We start from the raw sequence: 14,567 nt of genomic DNA, 5'->3' as shown, positions 1-14,567 counted from the left end.
CTATGACCGCAGACAACGCGCAAACCATTGATATCTCGGCCGAGGATCGTCTGCGCGCGGATTTTTACAATTTTCTGGGTTTGCTTCTGGCCGGTCCGCCCGATCAGTTGCTACTGGACCAGATGGCAGGGCTAAGCGGTGACGCCTCTGATCTGGGTCAGGCCATAGAGGCGATGGCGCGCGTGGCAAAGGTCACTAAGCCCGCCGCTGCCGAGCGTGAGTTCAATGCGCTTTTCATCGGATTGGGGCGTGGTGAATTGTTGCCTTATGCCAGCTTCTATCTGACCGGTTTTCTGAACGAAAAACCGCTGGCCCAGCTGCGAAATGACATGGCCGCGCGCGGAATCACTCGGGCGCAGAATGTTTATGAACCCGAAGACAACATTGCCTCTCTGATGGAGATGATGGCGGGCATGATCGTCGGGCGTTTCGGCGCGCCTGCCTCGCTGGAAGACCAGAAGGCGTTCTGGAGTAAACACATCGGCCCATGGGCTGCACATTTCTATTCGGATTTGGAAGGCGCTGAGAACTCGGTTCTCTATGCCTCGGTCGGCACCGCCGGTCGGGTGTTTATGGAGATCGAGCGCGAAGCCTTCCGAATGACGGCGGATTAGTCCGCCACTCGCCGGTGCTTTGCAGCGCCAAACCGCAATTGGGACAGGAGGAGCCCATGAGCAAGACAAAGGAAGAAGGCGCAACCCGCCGCGACTTCCTGAAACTGGCCGGAACCGCAGCCCCTGCTGCTGTTGCCGCAGCCAGCCTGACCGGACAGGCCGAAGCAGCCGAGCTGCCGACGGACGAAACCCGGATGCAGGATACCGCGCATACGCGCGCATACATCGAAAGCACCCGGTTCTAGGACTGGACGTTTTCATACCTGACAGACGGTTGCGATTGGCCCTGACGTCAGGATCAGCAGTACCAAGCCAGCCGTGGCTTACACGGCGCGCAAGGGAGGAAAGAAATGCTTAGGAAAAAGACCAACGGGGTTGCGAGACGCCCCCAGCGGACAAGTATCCTGTCCCAAGTCGGCGAGAAAACCGTCGATCGCCGCGCATTCCTGCGTGGCTCGGGCCTGACGATCGGCGGCCTTGCCGCGATCAGCGCCACGGGTGGAACCGTGACGCCTGCCAGCGCCCAGACAGCGGCAAACACCGCCGTTGAGAATATCAAATCCGTATGCACTCACTGCTCGGTGGGCTGCACGGTCGTAGCCGAGGTACAGAACGGCGTCTGGATCGGGCAGGAACCCGGCTGGGACAGCCCGTTCAATCTGGGCGCACACTGCGCCAAGGGGGCCTCGGTCCGCGAGCACGCCCATGGCGAGCGCCGCCTCAAGTATCCGATGAAAAAGGAAGGCGGCGAGTGGAAGCGCATCAGCTGGGAAGAGGCGATCAACGAGATCGGCGACGGCATGATGAGCATCCGCGAGGAATCCGGGCCAGACAGCGTGTATTGGCTGGGTTCTGCAAAGCATAACAACGAACAGGCCTATCTGTTCCGCAAGTTCGCTGCCTACTGGGGCACGAACAACGTGGATCACCAGGCCCGTATCTGCCACTCAACCACTGTTGCGGGTGTTGCGAATACATGGGGCTATGGCGCCATGACCAATTCGTACAATGACATGCACAATAGCAAGGCGATCTTCATCATCGGCGGCAACCCGGCCGAGGCACACCCTGTCTCACTGCTGCATATTCTGCGCGCGAAAGAGCAGAATAACGCCCCTCTGATCGTTTGCGATCCGCGCTTTACACGCACGGCAGCGCATGCGGATGAGTATGTCCGCTTCCGCCCCGGTACAGACGTGGCGCTGATCTGGGGTATCCTTTGGCACATCTTCGACAACGGTTGGGAAGACAAAGAGTTCATCCGTACCCGTGTCTGGGGCATGGACCAAATTCGTGAAGAGGTTGCTAATTGGAACCCGGATGAGGTGGAACGCGTTACTGGAACTCCAGGATCGCAATTGAAGCGTGTTGCCCGCACAATGGCGAACAACCGTCCAGGTACAGTCGTCTGGTGCATGGGTGGTACTCAGCATACCAACGGCAACAACAACACCCGCGCCTACTGTGTGCTTCAGCTGGCACTTGGAAACATGGGCACCACGGGTGGTGGCACCAACATCTTCCGTGGCCATGACAACGTGCAAGGCGCGACGGACCTTGGTGTTCTGTCCCACACCCTGCCCGGCTACTATGGTCTGTCGAAAGGCGCATGGGGTCACTGGGCGCGCGTTTGGGGTGAAGAGCCCGAATGGCTCGCAGGCCAATTCGCCACGATCAAGGACAAGGAAGGCAAGGATAAACCGCTTCAGAATGAGCGCGGCATCCCGGTCTCTCGTTGGATCGACGGCGTTCTGGAAGACCCGGCCAACATGGACCAGGACAACAATGTCCGCGCCATGGTTCTGTGGGGACACGCGCCCAATTCACAGACCCGGATGACGGAAATGAAGACGGCGATGGAGAAGCTGGACATGCTGGTCGTGATCGACCCGTATCCAACAGTTTCGGCCGTTCTGCACGACCGTACTGACGGCGTCTATCTGTTGCCTGCTTGTACGCAGTTCGAAACCCGTGGCTCGGTCACGGCATCGAACCGGTCGTTGCAGTGGCGCGACAAGGTGGTTGATCCGTTGTTCGAAAGCCTGCCGGACGAGGTCATCATGGCCAAGTTCGCCAACAAGTTTGGCTGGGCAGACCGGTTCTTCCGCAATATCGAGATGGAAGATCCCGAAACCCCGAATGTTGAAAGCATCACGCGTGAGTTCAACTCGGGTCTCTGGACCATCGGCTATACCGGTCAGTCGCCGGAACGTCTGAAAAGCCATATGGCCAACCAGCACACCTTCGACAGAACCACGCTGCAAGCCATTGGTGGACCAAACGACGGCGAGTATTACGGTCTACCGTGGCCCTGCTGGGGTACCGCTGAGATGGGTCATACTGGGACACCAAACCTCTATGACATGTCCAAACCGGTGGCCGAAGGCGGCCTGACCTTCCGCGCCAGATTCGGCGTGGAACGTGACGGCGACAACCTGCTGGCCGAAGGGGTCTATAGCGTTGGATCGGAAATTCAGGATGGCTATCCCGAATTTACGATGCAGATGCTGATGGATCTTGGCTGGGACGGCGATCTAACCGCAGAAGAACGCGCGGCCATTGACGCTGTTGCGGGCGAGAAAACCAACTGGAAGACCGACCTTAGCGGCGGTATCCAGCGGGTTGCAATCGCCCATGGCTGTGCGCCCTTCGGGAACGCCAAAGCCCGCGCGGTTGTCTGGACCTTCCCGGATCCGATCCCACTGCATCGCGAGCCGCTTTACACGCCGCGTCGCGATCTGGTAGCGGATTATCCAACCTACGAGGACCGTCAAGCCTATCGCCTGCCCACCCTTTACGCTTCGATCCAAAAGAACGACTTTTCAAAGGATTACCCGATAATTCTAACGTCAGGCCGTCTGGTCGAATATGAAGGCGGCGGTGATGAGACGCGGTCGAACCCGTGGCTGGCCGAGCTACAGCAGGACATGTTCGTCGAGATCAATCCGCGCGATGCTAACAACCTTGGTATTCGGGACGGATCACAGGTCTGGGTCGAAGGTCCTGAGGGTGGCAAGGTCAAGGTGATGGCGATGCTGACCAACAGGGTTGGTGCCGGTGTCGCCTTCATGCCATTCCACTTTGGCGGCCATTTCCAGGGCGAAGATCAGCGGCACAAATATCCCGCCGGTGCAGACCCCTATGTGCTGGGTGAAAGTACCAACACCGCCCAGACCTATGGCTATGATTCAGTGACCCAGATGCAAGAGACCAAGTGTACTCTCTGCAAAATCTGGGCAGCGTAAGGAGGACGATAATGGCTAGAGCAAAGTTTCTCTGCGACGCTGAACGCTGCATCGAGTGCAACGCCTGCGTAACCGCGTGTAAGAACGAGCACGAAGTGCCATGGGGTATCAACCGCCGCAGGGTGGTAACGATCAATGATGGTAACCCGGGCGAACGTTCGATCTCGGTGGCCTGTATGCATTGTTCGGATGCGCCTTGCATGGCGGTGTGCCCGGTCGACTGCTTCTATCAGAACGAAGAAGGGGTCGTCCTGCACTCCAAGGACCTGTGCATTGGCTGCGGCTATTGCTTCTACGCGTGCCCCTTCGGCGCGCCGCAATATCCGCAGGCGGGCAACTTCGGATCGCGCGGCAAGATGGACAAATGTACCTTCTGCGCTGGCGGCCCCGAGGAAACGCACTCGACCGCGGAGTTCGCCAAATACGGTCGCAACCGGATCGCCGAAGGCAAACTGCCGATCTGCGCCGAGATGTGTTCCACCAAAGCCCTGCTTGCCGGTGACGGCGACGTAGTGTCTGCCGTTTACCGCGAACGCGTAGTGGCGCGCGGCTTCGGCTCGGGCGCTTGGGGTTGGGGTACAGCCTACGACCAGAAAGACGGATAACTCCGCTTTCATGAACCAAACAGGCGACCCGCATCCGTGGGTCGCCTGATCAGGGATTTTGACCGAGGTTCAGATGTTCCGCTTATTCTTCGCATTGCTGTTCACCATCGGGCTGGTCCACGCTTCCGTTGCCCAAACCAACGATGCTGAGGCACCCGCAACCACTAATGAACGCGCTTCGACTGGCGGAGCGACAACGCTTGAGGACATTCTGGCCCGTCAGCGCGGCGAGAAGGTCGACAACAGCTATCGGTCGGAAAATACCGGACAGGGCAATGTGGAAGGTCTGCTTGGGCAAATCGGCACGCGCGGCGTCGCCTCAGACAGCGATGTCTATCGCGCGCTGCGCTATGGATCGGCAGATGTCACCGTTTCATCCCATGGACCAGCAGACAGCGTTTTGATTCAAGATGGCGGTATGTGGTGGCTGAGTTTCCGTACCGGGCCACTGCGCGAATACGGTACATACATCATCGCGGGAATGCTTGCGGTCATCGTTCTGTTCTTCCTGATCCGCGGAAAAATCCGCATAGATGGCGAAAAGACCGGGCGCAAGGTCCTGCGGTTCAACAGTTTCGAACGGTTCGGACATTGGTTATTTGCCGGTTCATTCCTGATCCTTGGCATCACCGGCCTGCTGGCGCTTTATGGCCGTGACTTCCTGATCCCGATCTTCGGCAAGGAAGGGTTCGCAACCATCGCTCAGGGGGGTAAATGGCTACATAACAACCTCGCCTGGGCCTTCATGCTTGGTCTGATTATCGTCACCGTGAACTGGATTTCACATAACATACCCAACAAGACCGACCTGAAGTGGCTCGCAGCCGGTGGTGGTTTGTTCACCAAGAACAGCCACCCGCCCGCAAAGAAGTTCAACGCAGGTCAAAAGGTGATTTTCTGGGCCTGTATACTACTCGGCGCCTCGATCAGCCTATCGGGCCTTTCGCTACTGTTCCCGTTTGAGCTGCCGATGTTCGCAAAGACATTCCAAATCGCCACCGCAACCGGCATTCCACAGATGCTGGGCCTGAACCTACCCGTGCAGATGTCGCCTCAAGAAGAGATGCAATATGCCCAGGTTTGGCACGTCATGGTGGCCTATGTGTTCATTGCGATCATCATAGCGCATATCTACCTCGGCTCAGTCGGCATGGAAGGTGCTTTTGACGCCATGGGCACTGGTGAAGTCGAAGAACAATGGGCGCGCGAGCATCACTCACTGTGGCTGGAAGAGGTGCAGGAAAAAGAGGCCAGCAAAGCGGCGGCCTCACCCGCTGAATAAATGCGCTGGCTGGTTTTGACGCTTGGCTTGATCCCCCTGCCCGCTTGGTCCGAGTTCTTCACGCTCAAAGGCCATGGCGGGCCGATCATGGGGATCGCAATCGCACAAGACGGGCGCATTGCAACGGCGAGTTTCGACAATTCGGTTGGCCTATGGACCAGACAGACCCCGGAATGGCTGGAAGGCCATGAAGCTGCCGTCAACACTGTCGTGTTTAACGGTACCGCAATCTATTCAGCTGGTGATGATTTCACGCTACGGCGTTGGCCCGGAGGCGAAATCGTTGGACGACACAAAGGAAAGATCGTCGGGCTCACTGCATCAAAAACTCATGTCGCGACGGCAAGCTGGGACGGAATGATCGGGCTTTGGCCGGTCGATGGGTCAGAACCTATGTTGCTCGGGCCAACGGGCAGCGGGGTAAATGCCGTGGAGTTCACTGCTGATGGGTCACAGCTTTATTCGGCGGGTGTGGATGGTTCGATCCGCCTCTGGGATGTCGCGAGCGGTCAGGAGGTGGATCGCCTTATCGAGCACGGGTTCGGCGTGAACAGGTTGGTCTTGAATTCTATCGACAACTGGATCGCCTACGGTGCCGTTGATGGCGTCACCCGCATCCTTGACCTAGCAACCGGCGAGGAACGCGATTTCACCCTGGACCGAAGGCCGATACTGGCGCTTGCCCTCAGCCCTGATCGAAGCCTTCTCGCTGTCGGTGATGGTGAAGGTTTTATCATGGTCATCGACACCCTGAACTGGCGTATCTCGCAAGATTTCAGGGCTACGCTACGCGGGCCTGTCTGGGCTCTGGCTTTTTCGAACGATGGGCAAAATATTCATGCTGGCGGAATTGACGAAGCGATGTATAGCTGGCCGATCGCGGCCTCGGAAGACCGCGAGCAGATGGCGGCGGCCGAACCCAGTTTCCTGAAGAACCCGAACGAGATGGGAAATGGGGAACGCCAATTTGCCCGCAAATGCTCAATCTGTCATAGCCTTTCACCGGATGACCAGCGGCGCGCGGGTCCAACCCTGTATGGGGTGTTTGGACGCAAAGCAGGGACAGTACCGGACTATCTTTATTCAGATACACTGCAAACTTCTGATATCATTTGGGATGAAGAGACAATAAACGCTCTTTTCGACAAGGGCCCGGATCATTACATTCCGGGATCAAAGATGCCAATGCAGCGGATTAGCGGATCGCAAGACCGCATTGATCTGGTCACCTTTTTACGACACGCCACGGCACCCGAAAACTGAGCCGGAGGAAATAATGAAAGCCTTCCTTTCCGCCGTCGTTGCGATGGTCGTCATTGCCGCTGCCGCGCCGATCGTTCTGGACAAGATCGGATTCAGCGCTGCAGCGTCGGGTTCCGGCTCTTCGGTGCGTCTAGACTGAATGTCGCAATACCTGACAACACGCGAATTGGCGGATCTGCTGCGCATTGGTGAGCGGAAAGCCTATGATCTGGCGTCCTCTGGTGAAATCCCTTGCGTGCGGGCAATGGGAAAACTGCTGTTCCCGAAGGCAGAGATCATCGCATGGCTCAATGCCTCGCGCTCTGGTCCGCAGGTGGCTGAACCGCCCCTGCCCCCCATTGTCGCCGGCAGCCATGATCCGCTGCTGGATTGGGCGCTGAGGGAAAGTGGCTCGGGGCTGGCCACCTATTATGACGGTTCATTCGACGGGCTGAACCGCCTATCTGACCGCACAGCACAAGCGGCTGCGTTGCATATCCATGAACCCGAAGGCTTTAACACCCAGTCTCTGCGCGACAGAATGGGCAACGCTCCAGTGATCCTCTACCAAATCGCGCATAGGCAGCGCGGTCTGCTGCTTGCGACTGGCACACCTGAGATCTCTGGTATTCAGGACTTGAAAGGCCGTCGCGTCATCCTACGACAGGACAGTGCCGCCAGTCAGCATCTGTTCGATGCAGAGCTTGGCAAGCATGGGCTCGGCCGAGAAGATTTGAATGCCCTCCCAATCTGCGCCCGCACCGAAGAAGAACTGGCGATTGCCGTACGGGATGGCAAAGCCGAAGCAGGGTTCGGCCTCGGTGCACTTGCGGGTCCTTATGGACTGAGCTTTGTGCCCACTCACTCTGAACGGTTAGATCTTGCCATCTGGCGACGTGCTTTCTTTGAGCCGCCGATGCAGACTTTAATCCAGTTTCTGCAATCCGAGCGTTTCTCTGAACGCGCTACCGACCTGGGCGGATATGACCTCAGGAATCTGGGCCAGATTCACCACAACGGCGCAAGTGGCTGATCTTTCCATTTTTCCAATGATAATTGCCAAAGATGAAATTCATTTTGCGTTCGGAAAGAACATCTGCTGCCCATCCAACTCATAGGATTCAATCGCCGCCTGACCATCAGGGCCAATCAACCAATCAATGAACCTCTGCCCCGAAGTTGCACGAACTCTTGAGTGCTTCTCTGGGTTCACCAGTATCACGCCATATTGGTTGAACATTCGAGGGTCGCCTTCAACCAGGATTTCCAGATCACCTCGATTTCCAAATGAAAGCCATGTTGCGCGATCCGTCAGGATATAAGCGCCCATCCCGCTCGCGATATTAAGCGATGCGCCCATGCCCGCTCCGGCCTCGCGATACCATGTTCCCGACGCAACTGTCGGGTCGACATCTGTCACCTGCCAATAACGCATCTCGGCCTTGTGGGTTCCGCTGTCGTCGCCGCGCGAAACGAAGGGCGCTTTGGAGCTGGCCACTGCCGCAAGGGCTGCGATGATATCGGTATCGCCCTTGACCTCGGCCGGGTCAGATTTCGGGCCGACGAGAACAAAGTCATTATACATGACATCAAACCTCTCAACCCCCCAACCATCAGCAACGAACTGCTCTTCGGCTGTTTTGGAATGAACCAACAGGACATCACCATCCCCGTTGATTGCATTTCGGATCGCCTGACCAGTTCCAACAGCCACAACCCGCACGTCAATACCGGTTTCGGCCTCAAACCCGGGCAAGATATAATCCAGCAAACCCGAGTTTTGAGTAGAGGTCGTAGACTGCACGATAATAAAGGGTTCTTCCGCCAAACTTGCGCCAGCGGTTAGCCCAAGCGCAACAATTGATGCCCGAATGAAATCAGGGATCATCCCATTTCTCCATCTGTATAAATCAGGTAACGAGGCCACCGGCCAGATACCGGCGCGACTCGTCGCTTTCTGGTGCTTCCAGAACCTGCATTGCTTTACCGTGTTCAACAACTCGCCCTGCTTGCATCATCACTATGTCAGATGCCAACCGGCGTGCTTGTCCAATGTCATGCGTCACCATAACGATGCGTACGCCCCGCTCAGACGCGCGCAGGATCATCCGTTCGATCATCTGCGTTGCGCTGGGATCCAGTGCGCTGGTGGGTTCATCCAAAAACAACGTCTCGGGGTCCAAGGCCAATGCGCGCAATATTGCGAGCCTTTGCGCCTCGCCACCAGAAAGCGAACGCGCGGGTTGACGCGCCTTGCCATCTAGCCCGCCCTCATCCAGCAAGGATTCGATACGATGCTTCCTTTCCGCGCGCGGCATGGATCGCCGTTTCAGAACAAAGTCCAGATTGGCAGCAACAGAACGGCGCAACAAAACAGGGCTTTGAAATACCATCGCCTGTCGTGCCTTGTGGCGGGCATTCAACACAGCACCGTTCTGACAAACACGTCCCCGATCTGGTTGTATCAGTCCGTGCAGGCAACGCAGCAGCAGACTTTTACCCGCCCCATTCGGTCCAAGAATAAGGGTCGGGCCCGGACCATCCAGACAAAGGTGCGGGACGTCCAGCAATGCCTTGCCATTACGTGCAATACTCAGGCCGCTCACGTCCAGAATACCCGGCGCCCCGGTCACGACATCACGCATGGCGCAGCCCTTCCCGCTCGGCACGAAGTGTCAGCGCACTGACCATCGCGTTTACCGCCACGGCCAAGCCGATCAGGATCACCCCCAAGGCCAGCGCCATCGCAAGGTTACCTTTGGAGGTTTCAAGAGCGATCGTGGTCGTCATCACGCGTGTGACGTGATTGATGTTTCCACCCACAATGATCACCGCACCAACCTCGGCAATCGCCCGGCCAAACCCAGCCAACAAGGCGGTAACCAGCGCCAACCGCGCGTCCCACAACAGCACCGGTACCGACGCCAACCGCGATACCCCAAGCGAGCGGAGCTGTTCGGAATATTCCTCGGCCAGCATTTCAACCACCTGGCGGGTAAGCGCGGCCATGATCGGTGTCACCAGAACCACCTGCGCTATGATCATGGCAGCAGGTGTGTAGAGCAGCTCCAGCACACCCAATGGGCCAGATCGGGATAACATCAGGTAAACCAGCAATCCGACCACAACCGGTGGCAATCCCATCAGAGCGTTCATCAATATGATAAGCGCGCGCCGCCCTGGAAATCGGGCGACCGCCAATGCTGCCCCGACAGGCATTCCAACGACTGCCGAAATCAGCACCGCAAACACCGAAACACGCAGCGACAACAGAACAATCGCCCACAACTCGGCATCCCCATTCAGGATCAACGAGATCGCTTGATTGAATTCTGATGCAAAACTCTGCATTCTCTACCCAATAGTTGCCATGACGTTATTAAATGCCGCTAATTTCAGTGAAATACTATACCTTTCAACCAGCAAGTACAGGCACGAATCCGGCATCCACAACAGAAAACGCGGCCCCAATGGGACCGCGTTTAGAATTGCGCGTTTTGCTGAACTTAGTTCAGCGCAGCATCCGTGATTTGGTGTGTCCAAGCACCATCAGGCTGCTTGGTGATAACTGGATCGGAACCACCGGCCAGCAGAGTCTCAACCGTACGATTGAAATCAGCCGGGTCCAGAGCACCATTCGACCCTGCGGTCAGCTTGGCAATCTCACCCATCATGCGTTTCTGATGCTCTTCGGTCTGGGCACCGGTTGCATCATTTTCAAGCACGATCTCAGCGGCCTCATCCGGATTCTCTTCGGCGTATTTCCAGCCTTTCATCGAGGCACGGACAAAACGCTCCATCTTGTCGGCAAAGGCCGCATCGCTCAGATTTTCCTCAAGCACATAGAGGCCATCCTCAAGCGTAGCGACGCCTTGATCTTCGTATTTGAAGGTCACCAGTTCCTCGGGCGTGACACCGGCATCGATGACCTGCCAGTACTCATTGTAGGTCATAGTGCTAATGCAATCGGCCTGGCGCTGCAGCAACGGATCGACGTTAAAGCCTTGCTTAAGAACCTCGACACCGCTGTCGCTTTTGCCATCGGTGCTGATACCCAGCTGGCTCATCCAGCTCATGAACGGGAATTCGTTGCCAAAGAACCAAACACCCAAAGTACGGTTCTTCAGGTCCTCGGGTGCAGCAATTCCAGCATCCTTCCAACAAGTGAGCATCATGCCTGAGCTTTTGAAGGGCTGTGCGATGTTTACCAGAGGCAGACCCTTTTCACGCGCGGCCAGCGCGGCTGGCATCCATTCGACCGTCACGTCTGCACCACCGCCTGCAATCACCTGAGTGGGTGCTATGTCGGGACCACCGGGTAGAATTGTAACGTCCAGCCCCTCTTCTTCATAGAACCCCTTGTCCTTCGCCACATAGTAGCCTGCAAACTGGGCCTGCGTGACCCACTTCAATTGCAGCGTCACCTCATCCGCAGCAAGTGCCGCGCTGGCTGCCAGGCTAAAGGCGGCAACCGCCCCGCTGAGTAGCTTCTTCATCATCATATCTCCTAGTTGCTTATGTTTGCCCCGTTTGTGGGGTCTGTTGAATTATTCCATTTATCCTCGCTGAGACGGATGCCAGAAGGTCACCGCCTTTTCGATCATCGCCACAAGGCCGTAAAAGGCCGTCCCAGCCAGCGCTGCGACCACGATCTCGGCCCACACCATATCCAGCGACAATTGCCCGACGCTGGTGGATATCCGAAAGCCCATGCCCAGGGTGGGTGAGCCAAAGAACTCAGCCACGATAGCCCCGATCAGGGCGAGTGTGGTAGAAATCTTTAACCCGTTGAAAATGAATGGCATCGCAGCAGGCAGGCGCAGTTTAAGGAAGCTTTGCCAATAAGTGGCGGCATAGGTCTCCATCAAATCCCTCTGCATCGCCGTGGCTTCGCGCAGCCCCGCCACCGTGTTCACCAGCATCGGGAAGAATACCATCACCACGACAACAGCCGCCTTCGAATGCCAGTCGAAGCCGAACCACATAACCAGAATAGGCGCGGTGCCCACGATCGGCAGTGCTGCGACGAAATTGCCGACGGGCAGCAACCCGAGACGCAGGAAATCCCAGCGATCCACCGCAATCGCCATCAGGAATGCCGAGCCACAGCCGATGATGTAGCCGCTCAGCGCACCTTTGATGATTGTTTGTACAAAGTCCGCCCAAAGAGTTGGCAAGCTGTCCCAGAAACGAACCCAGATGACAGATGGTGCCGGCAGGATGACCAATGGCACCTCGAGGCCGCGCACGACCAGCTCCCAGATGCCAATGACGGTTAGACCGAAGATCAAAGGCGCAAGAAACCCCACCATCCGTGTGTCGGAATAGGGTCCGCTGGCCAGACGGCTGTTCAACCACCAGCCCAATAACCAGACAGCTATTGCACCAAGAATAGGTATCATTGTGCCATCCCCATCCGTTTTAGAACCGTCCGCTCAATCAGCCCCAACAACCCTACAAGACAAGCGGCAAGAATGGCCGCTGCAAACAGCGCTGACCAGATTTGCACGGTCTGGCCGTAATAGCTGCCTGCGAGCAATCGCGCGCCCAACCCCGCCACAGCACCTGTAGGCAGTTCCCCAACGATGGCCCCTACCAAAGACGCAGCGACACCAATCTTCAGCGATGTAAACAGATAGGGCATCGAGGCCGGCAGACGCAGTTTCCAGAACCCCTGCGAGCGGCTGGCATTATACGTCCGCAACAGATCAAGCTGCATGGCATCCGGACTGCGCAGCCCTTTAACCATGCCGACGACGACAGGGAAAAAGCTGAGATAGGCCGAAATGATCGCCTTAGGAATGATCCCCTGCACGCCGACCGAATACAGGACAACAATGATCATCGGCGCCAACGCGATGATCGGGATGGTCTGGCTAACAATCGCCCAAGGCATCACCGACAAGTCCATCACCCGGCTATGCACGATTCCAACGGCCAGAAGAATGCCCAGCCCGGTCCCGATAACGAAACCCAACATTGTGGCACTTAACGTGACCCAACCATGATAGATCAGCGAGCGTTTAGAGGTGATTTTCTTCTGAACCGTGGTCTCCCACATTTCAATCGCAACCTGATGGGGCGCTGGAAGGCGCGGACGCTCTTGCTCCCATGTCGCAGGTATGGCGAAAGAGTTATTCAGGGCCAATCCGATCTCACCCATGTCTCGGCGATCTTTGGCTGAGGGCGGCTGGACTTCGGCCCCCGCACGCTCCTGTTCAGTCAGAACCCCTTTGATATTCATCGGGATACAAGCCGCGTACCACACGATAACAATGGCGGCGAGGACAGTGAGGACTGCAATAATTTGCTTCATGCCTGCCACTCCATCCGAATGACAGGTACCGTGTCAGGCGGCACCGGAGGCTCCCGTCCCGTCTCGATAAACCCTTCACGACGATAGAACCGCTGAGCGTCCACATTCGGCACATGCGTCGTTAGCCAAAGATGGTCGCGCCCCTCCTTCGCTTTATCCAACAACCGTTTTCCGACACCCCGTCCCGTCCGCAGACAATAAAGCGCGCCCACTTTGTTCTCGACCGGATCAACCGACATGTAACAATCAGGCGGATCTCCGGCGACCCAGATGTCCCGGTTGGGCAACGCCTCACGGATCAGGCTTGCAAGTTCCTCTTGCGGCAGTTCATCGGGCATCCAGCCCGTCTGCTTCGCCCAGGTCCAAATGATCCGCGCGCAATCTGTCACATCATCCAAAGATGCCCGTCTGATGCCGTCACCCGCCATCAAACATCATCCCCATGACCGGCCCTCAGCCCCTCGCGCACGCGATGAGCGACTTCGATAAACTCGGGCGTATCGCGGATATCCAAAGGCCGCTCTTTCGGCAGAGGACTATCGATCACATCCGTGATCCGACCAGGCCGCGGACTCATGACCACGATCTTGGTGCTGAGATACACCGCCTCGGGGATCGAATGGGTCACGAAGCCGATGGTCTTCTCGGTCCTCGCCCACAACGCCAAGAGCTGTTCGTTCAGATGGTCGCGTACAATCTCATCCAAAGCACCGAACGGTTCATCCATCAGCAAGATGTCTGCATCAAAGGCCAGGGCTCGCGCAATGCTGGCTCGCTGCTGCATGCCGCCTGATAGCTGCCAGGGGAATTTGCCCCCAAACCCTTCAAGATCAACAAGTTCCAAGACCTTTTTAACCCGCTCATCCTGCTCAGCAGACAAATAGCCCATAATCTCGAGCGGCAGCTTGATATTTTTCGCAATCGTTCGCCATGGATACAGCCCCGCTGCCTGAAACACATACCCGTAAGCCCGGTTTCTCCGCGCCTCATCCGGCGTCATACCATTCACGTTCAAAGACCCACCCGTCGGTGTCTCAAGCGCCGCGATGCAGCGTAGGAAAGTGGTTTTACCACAGCCAGATGGGCCGATGAAACTGACAAACTCCCCCTTGCCAATCGACAAGTTCACATCTTTCAGCGCATGAATAGGCCCATCATTCGTCTGAAATGTGAGATCCAGCTGCCTTGCCTCAATAACGGGCTTAGTAGTATTTTCTGTATTCATTCCATTGCCTTGAAGAAGCTCAGACCCGGGTCGCCGGA

The 14,567-nt window shown here is 56.9% G+C and carries 16 protein-coding genes; 8 read left to right on the top strand and 8 right to left on the bottom strand.

Annotated elements, in window-relative coordinates:
• Positions 1-2 precede the first annotated feature (2 nt).
• The 8 genes from ACR0JR_RS01060 to ACR0JR_RS01025 all read left to right on the top strand — a co-directional run bounded on the left by ACR0JR_RS01060 (position 3) and on the right by ACR0JR_RS01025 (position 8,021).
• A complete protein-coding gene (locus ACR0JR_RS01060) occupies positions 3-614 on the top strand; it encodes a TorD/DmsD family molecular chaperone (RefSeq protein ID WP_170469535.1) in 612 nt (203 codons plus the stop codon).
• A 56-nt stretch (positions 615-670) separates the two neighbouring features.
• On the top strand, positions 671-859 hold the full coding sequence (locus ACR0JR_RS01055; RefSeq protein WP_170469532.1) for a ubiquinol-cytochrome c reductase iron-sulfur subunit N-terminal domain-containing protein: 189 nt from the start codon (positions 671-673) through the stop codon (positions 857-859).
• Between the two features lie 105 nt (positions 860-964).
• Positions 965-3,859, top strand: a complete 2,895-nt coding sequence (locus ACR0JR_RS01050) for a formate dehydrogenase subunit alpha (RefSeq protein ID WP_480454701.1) — start codon at positions 965-967, stop codon at positions 3,857-3,859.
• A gap of 11 nt (positions 3,860-3,870) precedes the next feature.
• Positions 3,871-4,464 carry a formate dehydrogenase FDH3 subunit beta gene (gene fdh3B, locus ACR0JR_RS01045; protein WP_010439472.1) on the top strand — a complete coding sequence of 198 codons (594 nt, stop codon included), beginning with the start codon at positions 3,871-3,873 and terminating at the stop codon, positions 4,462-4,464.
• 73 nt (positions 4,465-4,537) lie between these two features.
• Positions 4,538-5,746 carry a formate dehydrogenase subunit gamma gene (locus tag ACR0JR_RS01040; RefSeq protein WP_480454700.1) on the top strand — a complete coding sequence of 403 codons (1,209 nt, stop codon included), beginning with the start codon at positions 4,538-4,540 and terminating at the stop codon, positions 5,744-5,746.
• The gene (locus ACR0JR_RS01035; protein WP_480454699.1) at positions 5,747-7,009 is read left to right on the top strand and encodes a c-type cytochrome; all 1,263 of its coding nucleotides are present in this window, start codon (positions 5,747-5,749) and stop codon (positions 7,007-7,009) included.
• Positions 7,010-7,022: 13 nt separating this feature from the next.
• Complete coding sequence (locus ACR0JR_RS01030; protein ID WP_480454698.1) at positions 7,023-7,148, top strand: hypothetical protein; 126 nt, start codon at positions 7,023-7,025, stop codon at positions 7,146-7,148.
• Positions 7,149-8,021 (top strand): substrate-binding domain-containing protein, encoded by an 873-nt coding sequence (locus ACR0JR_RS01025; RefSeq protein ID WP_480454697.1) that lies wholly within the window; start codon positions 7,149-7,151, stop codon positions 8,019-8,021.
• Positions 8,022-8,060: 39 nt separating this feature from the next.
• On the opposite strand, the gene ACR0JR_RS01020 is transcribed toward ACR0JR_RS01025, so the two are convergent.
• The 8 genes from ACR0JR_RS01020 to ACR0JR_RS00985 all read right to left on the bottom strand — a co-directional run bounded on the left by ACR0JR_RS01020 (position 8,061) and on the right by ACR0JR_RS00985 (position 14,529).
• Complete coding sequence (locus tag ACR0JR_RS01020) at positions 8,061-8,876, bottom strand: ABC transporter substrate-binding protein (protein WP_480454696.1); 816 nt, start codon at positions 8,874-8,876, stop codon at positions 8,061-8,063.
• A gap of 22 nt (positions 8,877-8,898) precedes the next feature.
• A complete protein-coding gene (locus ACR0JR_RS01015; RefSeq protein ID WP_480454695.1) occupies positions 8,899-9,633 on the bottom strand; it encodes an ATP-binding cassette domain-containing protein in 735 nt (244 codons plus the stop codon).
• A complete protein-coding gene (locus ACR0JR_RS01010; RefSeq protein WP_480454694.1) occupies positions 9,626-10,339 on the bottom strand; it encodes an ABC transporter permease in 714 nt (237 codons plus the stop codon). Before ACR0JR_RS01010 ends, ACR0JR_RS01015 begins: the two co-directional genes overlap by 8 nt.
• A gap of 155 nt (positions 10,340-10,494) precedes the next feature.
• Positions 10,495-11,484 (bottom strand): ABC transporter substrate-binding protein, encoded by a 990-nt coding sequence (locus ACR0JR_RS01005; RefSeq protein WP_010439453.1) that lies wholly within the window; start codon positions 11,482-11,484, stop codon positions 10,495-10,497.
• A gap of 60 nt (positions 11,485-11,544) precedes the next feature.
• On the bottom strand, positions 11,545-12,390 hold the full coding sequence (locus tag ACR0JR_RS01000; protein WP_480454693.1) for an ABC transporter permease: 846 nt from the start codon (positions 12,388-12,390) through the stop codon (positions 11,545-11,547).
• Positions 12,387-13,304: an ABC transporter permease gene (locus ACR0JR_RS00995; protein ID WP_170469504.1), complete on the bottom strand. Its 918-nt coding sequence runs from the start codon at positions 13,302-13,304 to the stop codon at positions 12,387-12,389. The genes ACR0JR_RS01000 and ACR0JR_RS00995 overlap by 4 nt, the downstream gene beginning before the upstream one ends.
• The gene (locus ACR0JR_RS00990) at positions 13,301-13,732 is read right to left on the bottom strand and encodes a GNAT family N-acetyltransferase (RefSeq protein WP_480454692.1); all 432 of its coding nucleotides are present in this window, start codon (positions 13,730-13,732) and stop codon (positions 13,301-13,303) included. Before ACR0JR_RS00990 ends, ACR0JR_RS00995 begins: the two co-directional genes overlap by 4 nt.
• Positions 13,732-14,529 carry an ABC transporter ATP-binding protein gene (locus tag ACR0JR_RS00985; RefSeq protein ID WP_480454691.1) on the bottom strand — a complete coding sequence of 266 codons (798 nt, stop codon included), beginning with the start codon at positions 14,527-14,529 and terminating at the stop codon, positions 13,732-13,734. The genes ACR0JR_RS00990 and ACR0JR_RS00985 overlap by 1 nt, the downstream gene beginning before the upstream one ends.
• Positions 14,530-14,567 lie beyond the last annotated feature (38 nt).

This window comes from Ruegeria sp. AA3 (genome assembly GCF_056542905.1).
This window is presented reverse-complemented; position numbering and strand designations above follow the sequence as displayed.

Excerpts from the sequence above, each read along its gene's own strand:
- ACR0JR_RS01015 (WP_480454695.1), bottom strand. The coding sequence starts at position 9,633 with ATGCGTGATGTCGTGACCGGGGCGCCGGGTATTCTGGACGTGAGCGGC.
- ACR0JR_RS01040 (WP_480454700.1), top strand. The coding sequence starts at position 4,538 with ATGTTCCGCTTATTCTTCGCATTGCTGTTCACCATCGGGCTGGTCCAC.
- fdh3B (WP_010439472.1), top strand. The coding sequence starts at position 3,871 with ATGGCTAGAGCAAAGTTTCTCTGCGACGCTGAACGCTGCATCGAGTGC.
- ACR0JR_RS01010 (WP_480454694.1), bottom strand. The coding sequence starts at position 10,339 with ATGCAGAGTTTTGCATCAGAATTCAATCAAGCGATCTCGTTGATCCTG.
- ACR0JR_RS01035 (WP_480454699.1), top strand. The coding sequence starts at position 5,747 with ATGCGCTGGCTGGTTTTGACGCTTGGCTTGATCCCCCTGCCCGCTTGG.
- ACR0JR_RS01060 (WP_170469535.1), top strand. The coding sequence starts at position 3 with ATGACCGCAGACAACGCGCAAACCATTGATATCTCGGCCGAGGATCGT.
- ACR0JR_RS01000 (WP_480454693.1), bottom strand. The coding sequence starts at position 12,390 with ATGATACCTATTCTTGGTGCAATAGCTGTCTGGTTATTGGGCTGGTGG.
- ACR0JR_RS01030 (WP_480454698.1), top strand. The coding sequence starts at position 7,023 with ATGAAAGCCTTCCTTTCCGCCGTCGTTGCGATGGTCGTCATTGCCGCT.
- ACR0JR_RS00995 (WP_170469504.1), bottom strand. The coding sequence starts at position 13,304 with ATGAAGCAAATTATTGCAGTCCTCACTGTCCTCGCCGCCATTGTTATC.
- ACR0JR_RS01055 (WP_170469532.1), top strand. The coding sequence starts at position 671 with ATGAGCAAGACAAAGGAAGAAGGCGCAACCCGCCGCGACTTCCTGAAA.
- ACR0JR_RS01050 (WP_480454701.1), top strand. The coding sequence starts at position 965 with ATGCTTAGGAAAAAGACCAACGGGGTTGCGAGACGCCCCCAGCGGACA.
- ACR0JR_RS01020 (WP_480454696.1), bottom strand. The coding sequence starts at position 8,876 with ATGATCCCTGATTTCATTCGGGCATCAATTGTTGCGCTTGGGCTAACC.
- ACR0JR_RS00990 (WP_480454692.1), bottom strand. The coding sequence starts at position 13,732 with ATGGCGGGTGACGGCATCAGACGGGCATCTTTGGATGATGTGACAGAT.
- ACR0JR_RS00985 (WP_480454691.1), bottom strand. The coding sequence starts at position 14,529 with ATGAATACAGAAAATACTACTAAGCCCGTTATTGAGGCAAGGCAGCTG.
- ACR0JR_RS01005 (WP_010439453.1), bottom strand. The coding sequence starts at position 11,484 with ATGAAGAAGCTACTCAGCGGGGCGGTTGCCGCCTTTAGCCTGGCAGCC.
- ACR0JR_RS01025 (WP_480454697.1), top strand. The coding sequence starts at position 7,149 with ATGTCGCAATACCTGACAACACGCGAATTGGCGGATCTGCTGCGCATT.